This is a genomic window from Aquabacterium soli (genome assembly GCF_003933735.1).
Classification (GTDB): domain Bacteria; phylum Pseudomonadota; class Gammaproteobacteria; order Burkholderiales; family Burkholderiaceae_C; genus Aquabacterium; species Aquabacterium soli.
The window spans coordinates 197,584-212,827 of record NZ_RSED01000007.1 but is presented as its reverse complement, the minus strand read 5'-3'; the positions used below and the strand labels follow the sequence as shown (position 1 = coordinate 212,827).

Sequence of the window (15,244 nt, the reverse complement as noted above, 5' to 3'; positions counted from 1 at the left end):
ATGACCTCCAACCATTCGATCCTGCTGGTGGACGACGACCTCGACCTGCTGCGCCTGCTGACCATGCGCCTGAGCGCCGCCGGCTACCGGGTGAGCACCGCCGAATCGGCCGAGGCCGCCCTGGCGCAACTGGCCGTGTCCCAGCCCACGCTGGTGATCAGCGATGTGCGCCTGCCGGGCCTGGACGGACTGCAGCTGTTCGACGAGATCCGCGCCCAGCATCCAGCCCTGCCTGTGATCCTGCTGACCGCGCACGGCACCATCCCCGATGCGGTGGACGCCACCTCGCGCGGCGCTTTCGCCTACCTGACCAAGCCCTTCGACAGCCACGAGCTGCTCGACAAGGTCTGCCAGGCCACCAGCCTGAGCCCCGGGGCCAAGGGCGATGCAGGCGGTGACCACAGTTGGCGCGAAGAGATCATCAGCCGCAGCCAGGCCATGGCCGATGTGCTGGCAGAGGCCCGCCTGGTGGCGGCCACCGATGCCAGCGTGCTGATCGCGGGCGAAAGCGGCGCCGGCAAGGAGCTGCTGGCCCGCGCCATCCACCGCGCCAGTCCGCGCGCGCGCAAGCCTTTCGTGGCCATCAACTGCGGCGCCATCCCGGAGCAGTTGCTCGAATCCGAGCTGTTCGGCCATGTCAAGGGCGCGTTCACAGGCGCGCAGACCAGCCGCCAGGGCCTGTTCCAGACGGCCGACGGCGGCACCTTGTTTCTGGATGAGATCGGCGACATGCCCCCGCCCCTGCAGGTCAAGCTGTTGCGTGCGCTGCAGGAGCGCACGGTGCGCCCGGTGGGCAGCAACGAGGCCATCCCGGTGGATGTGCGCGTGCTGTCGGCCACGCACCGTGACCTGGACGTGGCCATGGCCGACAACCAGTTCCGCCCCGACCTCTACTACCGCCTGAACGTGGTGAAGCTGAGCCTGCCGTCGCTGGGTGAACGGCGCGAGGACATCCCCCTGCTGGCGCAGCATTTCCTGACGCAGCTGGCGGCCAAGTACCGCAAGACGCTCAATGGCTTCGCACCGGATGCGCTCGAAGCGCTGGTGGGCGCGCCGTGGCCAGGCAATGTGCGCCAGCTCTACAACGCGGTAGAGCAGGTGTGCGCGTTGGCCACCTCGCCATTGATCCCGCTGAGCCTGGTGCAGCGCGCCCTGCAGGCCGAAGCGCCCACACAGGTGCTGAACTATGTGAACGCCAAACAACGCTTCGAGCGGGGCTACCTGAGCCAGTTGCTCAAGCTCACGGCAGGCAATGTCGCCGATGCCGCACGCCTGGCCGAGCGCAACCGCACCGAGTTCTACCGCCTGCTGCAGCGGCATGGCCTGGTGGCCCAGCGCTTCAGGGATGACCTGCCTGCCGGGGATGAAGCGTCGGGACAGGGCGACAGGAAAAACCCCGTTGATTCAAGCACTTAGCGTTGGCGCAACACCTGTCTGTCGCCGTGCGGCGACAGAAATCGGGGTTTTGGCGGGTGTTTGGCGTGGGGTTGGCGTGGGGTTGGCGTGGGCCATTTTTCAAGTTGTTGATTCACAAAGAGTTTTCCGTTCTGGCACGGTCGTTGCCCTGTGGGAGGTGTGGTGCCTGAAACAGCGGCACCGCGATTCTTCCAAGCCAACTGCATTCACATGCACAACAGGAGATCCCTATGCAACAACGTTCCGCCATCGCTCGCCTGATCGCTGCCGCCGCCCTGGTCGCCGGTTCCGCCTCCGTCTACGCTGCCGGCCCTGCTGCAGCGACTTCGCCTGATGCCCAGGCCCCCGCCCCGACCGGCGAAGCTTCGTACGCTGGCGACGCCGTGGTGAACAGCAAGGTCAAGGCCGCGCTGCTCGAGAACAAGGACCTGTCGAGCCAGAAGATCGACGTGTCGACCAACGACGGCGTGGTGGTGCTCAAGGGCTCCATCCCCAACGCTGAAGCCGCTCAGCAAGCCATCTCGGCTGCCACGGCTGTTCCTGGCGTCAAGGACGTCAAGAACGAGTTGAAGCTGGGCAAGTGATTGCCTGAGATCGGGCTTGACCGGTCAGCCAGACGGGCTGGTTGGGCTTAGAAAAAGGAGACCTTCGGGTCTCCTTTTTTTGGGTGTGCCTTGTTCTTTGCCTGCGTTGGTTGTGGCGCTTTGTCGTGAGAGCGCGGGGCGGGGTCTGAGGGGGACTCTGGCCGGGCTTCAATGTTGGCGGTCCCGCCTTCGGCAGGACTGCTCTCCGGTGCTCGTCCGGGACAGGTGGCTGCGCAACTCGCCCTGCGGGCTCAAACATGCTCGCCATCCCCTGGCCTGCGGCCAGGGGCAAACCTGTCCCTCCCTGCGCGCCTGCGACGCCAACAAGGCGCCCGCCCAGAGTCCCCCTCAGCCATTTTGTGCCCCGCTCGCCGCATGCGGAGGGCCTTGTCCTCTGTCTGGCTTGAGCTGGCATCCAGATGCTTGGGTCAGCCTCTCTGCCGACGCGCGCTGGCCGTGCACGCCCCGCCTTCTCCGCACGCCACCAGCGGGGCACAAAAGGGATGTGGGGGCGGACGGTCGGGCGCCTTGTTGGCGCCGAGCAGCACAGTGGTGAGGTGGGCGCGCGCAGCGCGCTTCGTCATCTGACTGGCCGCAGCTGTTTGAGCGTAAGGCCCACAGGGCCTGAAGCGAGTTCTGCGGCCCCACCTCGCCGCGAGCAGCACAGGGCAGTCCCGCCGAAGGCGGGACCGACAACAATGAAGCCCGGACGGCTGCCACCACATCCCGTGCCCCGCGTTGCTGCGACAAAGCGCACGAACCGCCGAAGGCAAAGAACGGCCCAAAAGTCAACGCCGCAAGATCGCCAAGATCGTCCGCAGGATCAGCCTCACATCCAGCGCCAAGGAAGCCTCATCCACATACCGCGCCGCCAGGGCCAGCTTGTGCGGCAGCACCTCGTGCAGATAGGCCTGCTCCGGATCCGACGCCCGCGCCAGCACCGCACTCTCATCGCGGTACTCGATCGACGCGATGTCCGTGATCCCCGGCCGCACCGACAGCACCTTGTCTCGCAACGACACCGGGTAATGCGCCACATACCGAGGCACCTCGGGGCGCGGCCCCACCAGGCTCATGCTACCCAGCCACACATCGATCAGCTGCGCCAGCTCATCGAGCTTGCTGGCCCGCAGAAAGCGTCCCACACGCGTGATGCGGTCATCCGCCCCCACCGTGATCTGCGGCCCCGCCCCGGCCGGATCGAAGCGCATGGTGCGGAACTTGTGGATGCGAAACGGCACACCGTGCCGCCCCACCCGCTCCTGCCGGAAGAACACAGGACCCGGCGAATCGAGCTTCACCAGCAAGGCGATCAGCAGCAGCAAGGGCGCCAGCGTCAGCAGACCCAGCGAGGACATCACCCAGTCGAACAGGCGCTTGGCCACGTGTGCTCCGCCCCGACCTGATCAAGCGCGGCCCAGGGCCTTGCGCACCGAGGCGATCACCCGCTCCACATCGGCATCCGTCATGCGCGTGTACAACGGCAGGGTCAGCATGCGCTCGAAGGCCTTCTGGCTGTGCGGGAACTGCTCGGGGCGCAGGTCGTAGCGCTCTTTCCAGTACGGGTGCAGGTGCAGCGGGATGTAGTGCACGCTCACGCCGATGCCATCGGCGAACAGGCTGTCGATGAAGGCATCGCGCTGCACGGTCGTGCCATCGGACAGGCGAATCACGTACAAGTGCCACGAGTGCGTATCGCCCGCGTGCACAGGGCGCGGCGGGCGGATGATGGGCAGGTCGGCGAAGGCCTCGTCATAGCGCTGGGCGATCTGCTCGCGGCGCACCTGAAAGCCCGGCAGGCGCTTGAGCTGGTGCAGGCCCAGCGCCGCGGCGATGTCGGTCAGGTTGTACTTGAAGCCCGGCGCCACGATCTCGTAGTACCAGCTGGGCACCTTGGCCGTGAAGCGGTCGAAGGCATCTCGGTTGATGCCATGCAGGCGCATCACCTTGGCACGCGCGGCCAGGTCGGCATCCCGCGTGACCAGCATGCCGCCCTCGCCCGTGGTCATGGTCTTGTTGGCGTAGAAGCTGAAGACCACCGCGTCGCTCTTGAGCGTGCCGACCAGCTGGCCCTTGTAGGTGGTGGGCAGCGAGTGGGCGGCATCTTCGATCACCTTCAGGCCATGTTTGTGTGCGATCGCGTAGATGGCGTCCATGTCCACCGCCAGGCCCGCGTAATGCACCGGCATGATGGCCTTGGTGGCCGGTGTGATCGCGGCCTCGATGGCCACCGGATCGATGTTCAAGGTGGCCGGGTCGATGTCGACCAGCTTGACGTCCGCCCCCAGGTAACGCACCACCTCGGCCGTGGCCGTGAAGGTGTGCGTGGTGGTGATGACCTCGTCGCCGGGGCCGATGCCCAGGGCCTCGAGCGCCAGATGCAGCCCGGCCGTGGCCGAGTTCACGGCGATGGCCTGCAGGCTGTCGTCACCCAGTAACTCGACAAAGGCCTGCTCGAAGCGCCGGGTCTTGGGGCCGGTGGTGACCCAACCCGAACGCAGCGCATCGGCCACTTCGGCGATCTCTTCTTCGCCGATCTCAGGCAGGGCGAAGGGCAGGAAAGGCAGGCTCTGGTCGGTGCTCATGGCGGTGAGGGACGTGCGGTCACGAATGTTCTGGACGGGCCGTGGTGGCTGGGTCGGGGCGTCAGTATGCGGGCGTTGTCAGCGGGCAGGCCCGCGTGTCAGCTTGCCGAAAGCGGGATCGGGACGCCCCTTGACGATCACATCCCACCACCCACGCAGCGATCCCAGCCCATAACCCACGTGGTAGGCCGCGATCACGCGGGGCAGGTAGGGCATCAATTCGCGCCCCTGCTGCGTGGCGATGAGGCTGCTGACCAGCAGCACGCCCAGCCCATAGAGCAGGTTCAAGCCCACGAACAGGCCCGCCGACAGCCCGGCAAAGATCCAGGCCAGCCAGGGTCCGTGCGACGGGTAAGTACCTGCGGCAGCCATCACCGGTGCGGTGGATGGGGCCCAGGGCGAAGCCGCCCAGAGCAGGCTGCCCAGGGTCAGCAGCAGCAGCGCCAGCCAGAGCCCGACGAACACACCGGGCACCAGGTGGCGGATCGACGCGGCCTGGCCGTGCTTGCGCATCACGAAAGGCTTCCAGTAACCATACTGGCGGTATTGCCGGAACACGTCGGACACCAGCGCCCGCGGGTAGTAGGTGGAGCGGATGGTGGACGATTGCCACACCCGCCCGCCGCCCTTGTGGATGCGCAGGTTGTGCTCGTCGTCCTGGTTGCGCACCAGGGTTTCATCGAAGCCACCGAAACGCGCGAAGGTTTCGCGCGGCCAGGCGCCCAGGTACACCGTGTCCACCGGGCCTTCGTAGCCCAGGTCGCGTGAGCGTGCGCCCCCGGCCACCCAGCGCGACTGGAACGCTGCCGCGATGGCGCACTGCACGCGCCCATTGGGGCCGGATGCGCCCTCGGCCTTCCAGGGGCCGCCGACATTGTCGGCACCCGTGGCATGCCAGGTGTCCAGGCAGCGCGCGAGGTAATCGGGGGCATAGACGGTGTGCACATCCAGCCGCACGATGAAGCGGCCCTGCGCACGTTCGATGCAGCGGTTCAGCCCGCAGGACACGATGCGCCCGGGGTTGTCGATCATCACGAAGCGGGCATCGCGCGCGCACAGCGCGGCCAGGCACTCGCGCGTGCCGTCGTCGCTCAGGCCATCGGCGATCAGCACCTCCAGCGTCCAGCCCTCGGGTACCTGCTGCGCGGCCACGCTGGCGCAGAAAGCCTCGATGTGGTCGCGCTCGTTGCGGCAGGGCACGATCACCGACAGCAGGCCGCCTTCCAGCTTGCTGCCCCCCTCATTGTGCAGATCACTCAAGAAGCCTCTCCCTGGCTGGCTGTTTGTGCGCCCTTGCGCTGTTTGGGGTTGGGCTTGAGCAGCTGCAGGTAGAGCAGCCACATGCGGTCCATCTGCCCGCGCCGAGAAGCCTCGCGCTCGATGCGGCGGCGGTTGTGCACGCCCTTGAGCGTGGCGGCGGTGGGGTCGTCGTGCGCGTCCAGCAGGGCCTGCGTCAGGGCATCGATGTCGCGCACGGGCGTGAGCCAGCCGCCGCGGCTGTCCACCCACTGGCGGTTGGCGGGCAGGTCAGAGGCGATGATGGGCAGCCCGCAGGCCATCGATTCGAGCACCGACACCGAGGTGGCGTCGCTGGTGGGCACCGACACCGACACCCGGCAGCGCTGGATGGCCTCGATCATCTCGACATCGCCCACGCGGCCATGGAAGCGCACCTGCTGCAGCAGGCGCAGCGCCGTCACGCGCTCTTCCAGCGCGCCCTGCAGCGGGCCGCCGCCCAGCAGGTGCAGGCGTGCCTGCGAATGCGGGCGCAGGCTGACGAAGCGGGCAAAGGCCTCGATGACCAGGTCGATGTTGTAGTTGGGCTCCCACACGCGCAGGCTGACCACCTCGAAATCCGGGGCCGGTGGCGCGGGCAGGAACTTGCCTGTGTCGGCCCCCCACAGGATCTGGTGCACCGGCGCGCTGGGGTGGTAGGACGCGATCTCGTCGACCATCTCGATGGAGTCGGCCGTGATGAGGTCGGCACGGCGCAGCGTCCAGCGCACGATCAGGCGCATCAGGCGGCTCTCGCGCGGCGTGACCAGGATGTCGGAGCCCCAGGCCGTCAGCACCTTGGGCACGCGCACACCGCAGGCGGCAGCCCACAGCCCGTACGAGGTCACGTAGTGGCCATGCACCAGGTGCGGCCTGAAGCTGGCGGCCACGCGGCCCGCCACACGCCGCACCTCGGGCAGGGCCTTGAACCAGCTGGCCTTGTCCTGCCCCGGCGCAATGGCGATGACCTCGCGCGCGCCGGGCACCTCGGCCGGCTGGCGGGTGATCACGATGGCCTCGGCGCCGCGCTCGGCCATGGAGGCCACCCAGCGCCGCGTGTGCACGCTGGAGGCGTCGGCGAAGAACAGGATGCGCAGAGGTTCGTTCACGGGCGGCCTCCGTGGGCCAGCGCGCGGCGCAGGTTGTCCGGCCCGGCCCAGGCCGCATAGGCCTCGTGCAGCTCGGGGTGCTGGGCCAGCAGCCCGGCATCCATGTCGCGCGTGTCGCCCATCACCACGGCGGCCTGCCCGGGCACGCGCGTGCCCACGATGGCGAAATCAGGCACATCGCCCGAGACGAAGCTGTAGCCCTGCACGATCACGCCCTTGCCGATGCGTGCGCCCGGCGCGATCACGCAATGGGGCCCGATGAAGCTGTAGGCCCCGATGTGGGTGGCGCGGCGCACATAGCCCACCGGGTCGGCATGCCCGAAATAATGCCGGCCCATGATGCGCACCGAACGGTGACTGGAATGGCTGAGCACGGACACGTAGTTGGTGATCTGGCAGCCTTCATCGATCACCAGGCCATTGGCGCCGTCGATGCGGTTGAAGTGGCCGATGAAGACATGGTCGCCCAGCACCAGCCCGGCGGCACCATCGATCGAGGTGTGCGTGCTGACCCGGGTGGCCGCGCAGTACACGCCATTGGCATTGCGCCAGCCATAGACGACGCGCGGCCCGGTGAACACCGACAGCAGTCGGGCCAGCAGGCGGATCAGGCGTTGGCGCAGGGCGATCATGGGCACGACAGGGACACGGGAAGGGTCACACGACCCCGAAACGGGTAAACCCGGGATTGTCGCCCGCTTTGGCCAACACCAGGGAGAGCACAAGCCCCCAGCCCCCGCATTTCGGGGCACCCATCAGCTGGAGGGCATCCGGGTCCACAAGGCCTTGAGCGGCAAGCCCGCGTGCCGCAGGAACACCCCATAGGCCACCAGGATGGCCAGGATGTAACCCGTGCTGCTGCCAATGGCCGCGCCCTTGGCGCCCATGGACGGCACCAGCACCAGCGCCACCACCACGCTCACGGCCAGCGACAGGCTGGCCACCAGCCCCGACAGGTGCGGCTTGCCCAGGTGGTTGGTGTAGAAGGCCGACAGGCTGGAGGCCGCCGCGTAGGCCGCCACGCCGGGCAGCAGGAAGGCCAGCGGCATGATCGACTCGGCATAGGCCTCGCCCATCAGGCGTGGCACGGCCCAGGAGGCGCCGGCCAGCAGCACCGGCGCGGCCACCACGGTGGCCAGCACGTTGATGCGCACCGCCTGCACCGTCATGGCGGCCGACACGGCCCGGTCCGGGTGGCCGATGCGCGAATAGGCCGACACCGTCACCGAGGAGGACAGCAGCCACAGCAGCTCGGCCACCGTCACGGCCACGGAGTAGGTGCCCACCGCCGCCAGACCATGGAAGTGCTCCACCAAAAACAGCGAGGCCCGGTAGTTCATCAGGCTGATCACGTTGGTGATGCCGATGGTGGCCACGAAGCGCCAGTCCGTCCACCAGGACGGGCGCCCATCCTTGAAGACCAGGCTGTGCGGCGCACGCGCCTCGTCGTGGCGGGCGCTGTCGTGCAGGGCATAGATGGCCGTCAGCACCGCCACCAGCGATTTGCCGCTGACCCAGGCCGTGAGCACCAGCACCGCGGCGGGCGTCTTCCAGGCCACGTCCTGCATCAGCCACCACACCACCGCCAGGCCCGACAGCACCGAGGCGGGCGCCGCCACCTGGGCCAGGTTCAGCGGCCACATGCGGCCCCGGCCCAGCCACAGGCCTGTGGCCGTGGGCACCAGCAGCAGGAAAGGCGCAGCCAGCGCCAGCAGCCACAGCTGCGCATAGGGCAGGCTGTCGGCCCACCAGGACACGCCCAGCAGCACCCCCGCCGCCACCAGGCCCAAGGCCACCGAGGCGCGTAGAACGCTGCGCAACAAGGGCAGTGTGCTGCCCGGCTCGCCGGCCTGCTGGCGCGACACCTGCCGGGCCAGCCACAGGCCCAGTCCGGAAAACAGGGTCAGCAAGGCGGCTTCCACGGCCACGAACAGCGCAAAAGCACCCTGCACCCGGGGGCCTTGACGGGCCACCAGCACCGTGATCGCCAGGCCCAGCCCCACGATCACCAGCTTGGCCAGCAGGTTGCCCAGTGCGGCGCTGGGCACGGCCGCCCAGGCGCGCCGCCAGGGCGATGTTTCTTCTTGGTCAGACATGGGCGCCATTGTGGCGCACGGTTTCATACAATGGAGGGTTACCGCCGCCCCCGGCGGCCCACCGCGCCACGCCCATGACCAAGCCCAACACCCCGACGCCCGACCAGACCTCCGCGACAGCCTCCACGGAAGCAGCCGCCCCGGTCGACACCAACAAGCTGGTGGCCGAGCGCCGCGAGAAACTGGCCGCCATCCGCGCCCAGGGCGTGGCCTTCCCCAACGATTTCAAGCCGGCCGACCGTGCCGACAAGCTGCACGCCGCGCACGACGGCACCGAAGCGCCCGATCTGGAAGCCCAGAATGTGGTTGCCAGCGTGGGTGGCCGCCTGATGCTCAAGCGCGTCATGGGCAAGGCCTGCTTCGGCACCCTGCAAGATGCCACCGGCCGCATCCAGGTCTACGTGACGCTGGACAACGTCGGGGCCGATGCGCTGCAGGCCTTCAAGCACTGGGACCTGGGCGACATCCTGGGCGCCGAAGGCACGCTGTTCAAGACCAAGACGGGCGAGCTGTCCATCAAGGTCACCAGCATCCGCCTGCTGACCAAGGCCCTGCGCCCGCTGCCCGACAAGTTCCACGGCATGACGGACCAGGAACAGAAGTACCGCCAGCGCTACGTCGACCTGATCGTCGACGAAGAGTCACGCGCCCGCTTCGTGGCCCGCAGCAAGGCCATCGCCTCCATCCGCGCCTTCATGGTCGAGCACGACTTCCTGGAAGTTGAAACGCCCATGATGCATCCCATCCCCGGCGGCGCCAACGCCAAGCCCTTCACCACGCACCACAACGCGCTCGATCAAGAGATGTTCCTGCGCATCGCGCCCGAGCTGTACCTCAAGCGCCTGGTGGTCGGCGGGTTCGAGCGCGTCTTCGAGATCAACCGCAACTTCCGCAACGAGGGCGTGTCCGTGCGGCACAACCCCGAGTTCACGATGATGGAGTTCTACGCGGCCTGGTGGAACCACCGCGACCTGATGGACTTCACCGAAGAGGTGCTGCGCCATGCCGCACGCGCTGCCGTGGGTTCGGCCAAGCTCACCTACGGTGGCAAGGATGTGGACCTGGAATCGCCCTTCGCCCGCTTGACGGTGCGCGATTCGCTGGTGCAGCACGCCGGCCTCACGCCCGAAGAGGCCGACAACGCCGAGGTGCTGCGCGCCCGCCTGAAGGCCCATGGAGAGGAAGCCCCCGCGCGCTGGAGCCTGGCCGAGTTGCAGTTCGGCCTGTTCGAAGCGGCCGTCGAAGAAAAGCTCTGGCAGCCCACCTTCATCATTGACTACCCCGTTGAGGTCTCGCCTCTCGCCCGCGCGTCGGATGACAACCCCGCCATCACCGAGCGCTTCGAGCTGTTCATCACCGGCCGCGAATACGGCAACGGCTTCAGCGAGTTGAACGACCCCGAAGAACAGGCCGCGCGCTTCCAGTCGCAGGCCAGCGCCAAGGATGCGGGCGATGAAGAAGCCATGTACTTCGACGCCGACTACATCCGCGCGCTCGAATACGGCCTGCCCCCCACAGGCGGCTGCGGCATCGGCATTGACCGCCTGATCATGCTGCTGACCGACGCGGCCAACATCCGCGACGTGATCCTGTTCCCGGCCTTGCGCCGCGAGGTCTGATTCCTGCGGAGCGCTCGGGGGTGCAGGCCACACAGCTCACCCCTGTCGCGCTGGCCCGGCGCCTGCCCGCGCACCTGGTGAACGGGCTGAGCGTCGGCGCGGGGCTGGCCAGCATCACCACGGCCGTGGCGCTGGCCGCCGGCCTGCCCGCCGCGCTCACGGTCTCGTCCGGTGCCGCCGTGGTCAGCATTGCGGACACCGTCGCGCCGCCCCAGGCCAAGACGCAACCCATGTTGATGGCGGCGCTGGCCGCCTTCGCCGTGGCGCTGCTGGTGGCCCTGTGCCACGGGCACCATGTGCTGATGGGCCTGGCCGTGCTGCTCATCACCTTCAGCGCCATCCTCTGGACGGCCTGGGGCAAGCGGGGCGGCACGCTCACCTTCACGATGATCCTGTCGCTGGTCTTCCAGATGGCTGCCTTTGATCAGGGCCACCTGGAAGGCGCAGCCATGTGGACTCATGTGGGCTGGGTGGCGCTGGGGTGCGCCGCGATGGCTGGGTGGTCGCTGGCTTCGGGCCGCGTGCTCGCGCCGCGCTACCAGAGCCTGGCCGTGGCCGACAGCCTGCGTGCCCTGGCCCGCCTGATCGAGGCCCAGGCCGACTGGCTGGCCACGCTGCCGCACCGCCACATCCAGGGCGCCGACCCCGAGGGCAGCCTGCTGCCACTGGTGCGCCAGCAGGCCACCATCGCCGACGTGCTGCAGCAGACGCGCGACCTGCTCTACAGCGACCTGACGCGCCCCGGCGCGCGGCGCTGGATCCCCGGCTTCATCGGCATCGTGGACGTGCGTGATCTGGTGCTGGCCTGCCAGGTGGACCTGGACCAGTGGCCCGCCGACACCCCCGTGCCCGAGGCCCTGCTGCAATGGGGCCGCGAGATGAAGGACCTGGCGGCCCACCTGGACCGCACCGCCGAGGCCGCCGCCCGCCACCTGCCCTGGCCCACGCTTCCCGTGGCGCGCGACATCGCCCACACCCCTCTGAGCGACGTGCCCCTGGCCTTGAACCAGACCCTGCTGTCGCTGCTGCGCCGCCACGCCCAGATGCGCCTGGGCCTGCAGCGCCTGCGCGACGCCGTGGCCGTGCCCGATGCCCAGCCCCTCACGCTGGACACCGCCGTGCTGCAGTCCATGCGCTCGCCGGTGGACTGGCCCCTGGCCAACCTGCGCGCCGTGCTGAGCTGGCGCTCGCCCGTGCTGCGCCACGCCGCGCGCACCACCGCGGCCATGGCCTGCGCCTACCTGCTGGCCCACAGCCTGCCCTGGACGGCCCACCCTCAGTGGATGCTGATGACGGTGGCCGTGGTGCTGCGCGGCAACCTGGAGCAAACCCTGGCGCGCCGCGACGCCCGCGTCATCGGCACGCTGGCAGGCTGCCTGCTGGCCTCGCTGCTGCTGGCCCTGCAGCCCAATGGCTGGGTGGTGCTGGCCGTGCTGGCACTGGCCCTGAGCATCGCCCACGCCTATGCCCTGGTCGACTACCGCATCACCTCCATGGCCGGCGCCGTGCTGGCCCTGCTGCAGGTGCATGTGGCGCACGGCCACATGCCCTCGCTGGCCGTGCTCGAACGACTGGGCGACACCTTGGTGGGTGCCGGCCTGGCCTGGGGTTTCAGCTACCTGTGGCCCGCCTGGGAGCGCCACCAGTTGCCCCAACTGGTGGGGCGCCTGCTGCGTGCCGAGGCCCGCTATGCCCACCACGTGATGGGCCAGGGCGTGCAGAGCACGCTGGGCGAGCGCGGCAGCCATGCTCGCCGCGAGGTCTACGACGTGGTCTGGCTGCTCACGCAATCACTGCAGCGCATGCAGAAAGAGCCGTCATCGCAGCGCGCCCACCTGGGCGATCTGGAAACCGTGGTGGTGCGAAGCCATCGCCTGACCAGCCAGATCGCCGGCGTGCGAGGCCTGCTGCTGGCCCGCCAGGCCGAGTTCGACCCGGCCCACACCCTGCGCCTGCTGGGCCAGGCCGATGCGCGCATGGGGGCGCTGTTCGGCGAGGTGATCCCACTGCCCACCGGGCCCACCACACCCGCAAACGAACCGCAGGCCTCGCCAACCCCCCTGGCCCCGATGGACGACACCGGCGCCGAGCACGCCCCCATCACCAACACCGCCCTGCTGAGCACCGAGCACCCGCAGTCCTCGGATTCGGCCCTGTCCTGGCTGGCGCGCCGCCTGCGCCAGGCGGAGGTCGACGCCCAGGCGCTGGTGCAGGCCGCGCGCGCCTTCATGGCCTGAGCGCACCGGGCTGGATGGCAGGGCCATCTCGTGGCACGATGGCCGTCCCCGCTGTCCCTTCCCCAAAGCCCCACGAGCCCCATGAGCCAGACCGTCCCCCACGCGCCGGCCACCGCCCCCACCGTGCTCTCGACCCGCACCGTGCAAGGCGCCTGCAACCTCTGCGAAGCCATCTGCGGCCTCGAATTCCAGGTCGAGACCACCACGCAGGGCGAGCGCATCGCCAGCGTTCGCGGCAACGACAAGGACCCGTTCTCGCGCGGACACATCTGCCCCAAGGCCGTGGCCCTGAAGGACCTGCACGAAGACCCCGACCGCCTGCGCCTGCCCATGAAGCGCGTGGGCGACACCTGGCGGCAGATCGGCTGGGACGAGGCCTTCGACCTGGTCGCGGACAACCTGGCCCGCGTGCGCGAGCAGCACGGCGCCAACGCCGTGGCCATCTACCAGGGCAACCCCAATGTGCACAACTGGGGCAATGTCACGCACGGCCCGATGTTCTTCGGCCAGCTCAAGACACGGCATCGCTTCTCGGCCACCTCGGTCGACCAGTTGCCGCATCACGTGGTGGCGTACTGGCTGTACGGCCACCAGATGCGCATCCCCATCCCCGACATCGACCACACCCGCTTCATGCTGGTGCTGGGCGGTAACCCGCTGGCCTCCAACGGCAGCCTGATGACCGTGCCCGATGTGCGCCAGCGCCTCAAGGACCTGCGCCAGCGTGGCGGCAAGCTGGTGGTGATCGACCCGCGCCGCACCGAGACCGCCGCCGTGGCCGATGCCCACCACTTCATCACACCGGGCACCGATGCCGCCTGGCTGCTGTCCGCCATCCACATCCTGTTCGACGAGAACCTGCTCAAGCCGGGCCCGCTCGAGCCCCTGCTGGACCAGGTCGACGCCGTGCGCGAGGCCGTGCAGCCTTTCTCGCCCGAGGCCACGGCCGCCCTCACCGGCATCGACGCGGCCACCACCCGCGCCCTGGTGCGCGAGCTGGCCGCCGCCGATGGCGCGGTCTGCTACGGCCGCATGGGCGTGTCCACGCAGGCGCACGGCGTGGTCTGCCAGTGGGCCATCCAGGTGATCAACCTGCTCACAGGCAATGTGGACCGCGTGGGCGGCACCCTGCTCACCTCGCCCGCCGTGGACCTGATCAAGCTGGGCCTGATGGGCCCGGGCCACCACGACGTGTGGCGCAGCCGCGTGCGCGGCGCGCCCGAGTTCAGCGGCGAACTGCCAGTGGCCGTGATGGCCGAAGAGATGCTCACGCCGGGCAAGGGCCAGATCCGCGCCCTGGTCACGGCCTGCGGCAACCCGGTGCTGTCCACGCCCAATGGCCGCCAGCTCGACCAGGCCCTGCAGGGGCTGGACTTCATGGTGTCCATCGACTTCTACCTGAACGAAACCACACGCCACGCGCACGTGATCCTGCCCCCCACCTGCTTCGTCGAGCACGACCATTACGACCTGCTGTTCTGGCACCTGGCCGTGCGCAACGCCACGCGCTACAGCCAGGCGGTCGTGGCCCCGGCGGAAGGCGCCCTGCACGATTGGCAGATCTATGCAGAGCTGGCACGCCGCTATGCCCACCGCACGTGGGCGCTGGAGCGATCCACCACTTCGCAACGCCTGAAGGGCCTGGCCACGCGCAGCATCCTGGGCCGCCTGCGGCCGGATCAGCTGCTGGCGATCGGCCTGCGCAAGAGCAGCTACCCGCTGCGCATGAAGCAGTTGCGCCAGCACCCCGAAGGGATCGACCTGGGGCCGCTCCAGCCCTCCCTGGTGAAGTTGCTCAGCAAAAAATCACGTCGCATCAAGCTGCTGCCAGCCCCGATCACGCGCGATCTGCACGACATGCGCGCGCAGGTTCAGGCCGCGCAAGCAGCCGAAGCCCCAGCTGACACCGAGACAGGTGCCCAGGCCGCCTTGAAGCTGATCGGCCGGCGCGACGTGCGCAGCAACAACTCCTGGATGCACAACAGCGCACGCCTGGTGTCGGGCAAGCCGCGCTGCGTGCTATGGATCCACCCCACCGATGCCCAGGCCCGCACCCTCAGCGAAGGCCAGACGGTGCAGGTGCGCTCACGTGTCGGCCAGGTGGCCGTGCCGGTGCACATCACCCCGGACATCAAGCCTGGCGTGGTCAGCCTGCCGCACGGGTGGGGCCATGACCGCCAGGGCACGAACCTGACCGTGGCACAGGCCCATGCAGGCGCCAGCCTCAATGACCTGACCGATGACCTTCTGACCGACCGCATCAGCGGCAACGCCGCCTTCAGCGGCGTGCCCGTGCAGGTACAGGGGCAGGTGGCCGCCTAGA

General features: G+C 68.8%; 11 protein-coding genes. 5 read left to right on the top strand and 6 right to left on the bottom strand.

Features of this window, described 5'->3' with window-relative positions; all coding sequences use genetic code 11:
- Together EIP75_RS11010 and EIP75_RS11005 are read left to right on the top strand one after the other, a co-directional pair.
- Window positions 1–1,416, top strand: coding sequence for a sigma 54-interacting transcriptional regulator (locus EIP75_RS11010; protein WP_125243314.1), 1,416 nt, complete (start codon window positions 1–3; stop codon window positions 1,414–1,416).
- A 230-nt stretch (window positions 1,417–1,646) separates the two neighbouring features.
- Window positions 1,647–2,000, top strand: a complete 354-nt coding sequence (locus EIP75_RS11005) for a BON domain-containing protein (protein ID WP_125243313.1) — start codon at window positions 1,647–1,649, stop codon at window positions 1,998–2,000.
- Between the two features lie 788 nt (window positions 2,001–2,788).
- Here the strand turns inward: EIP75_RS11005 and EIP75_RS11000 are convergent.
- The 6 genes from EIP75_RS11000 to EIP75_RS10975 form a co-directional block, all read right to left on the bottom strand.
- Window positions 2,789–3,385 (bottom strand): sugar transferase, encoded by a 597-nt coding sequence (locus EIP75_RS11000; protein WP_125243312.1) that lies wholly within the window; start codon window positions 3,383–3,385, stop codon window positions 2,789–2,791.
- A gap of 21 nt (window positions 3,386–3,406) precedes the next feature.
- Window positions 3,407–4,585, bottom strand: a complete 1,179-nt coding sequence (locus EIP75_RS10995) for a DegT/DnrJ/EryC1/StrS family aminotransferase (protein ID WP_125243311.1) — start codon at window positions 4,583–4,585, stop codon at window positions 3,407–3,409.
- 78 nt (window positions 4,586–4,663) lie between these two features.
- Complete coding sequence (locus EIP75_RS10990) at window positions 4,664–5,845, bottom strand: glycosyltransferase family 2 protein (RefSeq protein ID WP_233584804.1); 1,182 nt, start codon at window positions 5,843–5,845, stop codon at window positions 4,664–4,666.
- The gene (locus EIP75_RS10985) at window positions 5,842–6,969 is read right to left on the bottom strand and encodes a glycosyltransferase (RefSeq protein WP_125243310.1); all 1,128 of its coding nucleotides are present in this window, start codon (window positions 6,967–6,969) and stop codon (window positions 5,842–5,844) included. The genes EIP75_RS10990 and EIP75_RS10985 overlap by 4 nt, the downstream gene beginning before the upstream one ends.
- Window positions 6,966–7,601, bottom strand: coding sequence for an acyltransferase (locus EIP75_RS10980; protein ID WP_125243309.1), 636 nt, complete (start codon window positions 7,599–7,601; stop codon window positions 6,966–6,968). Before EIP75_RS10980 ends, EIP75_RS10985 begins: the two co-directional genes overlap by 4 nt.
- A 123-nt stretch (window positions 7,602–7,724) precedes the next feature.
- Window positions 7,725–9,065, bottom strand: a complete 1,341-nt coding sequence (locus EIP75_RS10975) for an MATE family efflux transporter (RefSeq protein WP_125243308.1) — start codon at window positions 9,063–9,065, stop codon at window positions 7,725–7,727.
- 74 nt (window positions 9,066–9,139) lie between these two features.
- On the opposite strand from EIP75_RS10975, the gene lysS reads away from it, so the two are divergent.
- The 3 genes from lysS (at window position 9,140) to EIP75_RS10960 (ending at window position 15,243) form a co-directional block, all read left to right on the top strand.
- The gene (gene lysS / locus EIP75_RS10970; RefSeq protein ID WP_125243307.1) at window positions 9,140–10,684 is read left to right on the top strand and encodes a lysine--tRNA ligase; all 1,545 of its coding nucleotides are present in this window, start codon (window positions 9,140–9,142) and stop codon (window positions 10,682–10,684) included.
- 20 nt (window positions 10,685–10,704) lie between these two features.
- Window positions 10,705–12,921 (top strand): FUSC family protein, encoded by a 2,217-nt coding sequence (locus EIP75_RS24865; RefSeq protein WP_125243306.1) that lies wholly within the window; start codon window positions 10,705–10,707, stop codon window positions 12,919–12,921.
- Window positions 12,922–13,002: 81 nt separating this feature from the next.
- Window positions 13,003–15,243 (top strand): molybdopterin-dependent oxidoreductase, encoded by a 2,241-nt coding sequence (locus EIP75_RS10960; RefSeq protein ID WP_125243305.1) that lies wholly within the window; start codon window positions 13,003–13,005, stop codon window positions 15,241–15,243.
- Window position 15,244: the final 1 nt, after the last annotated feature.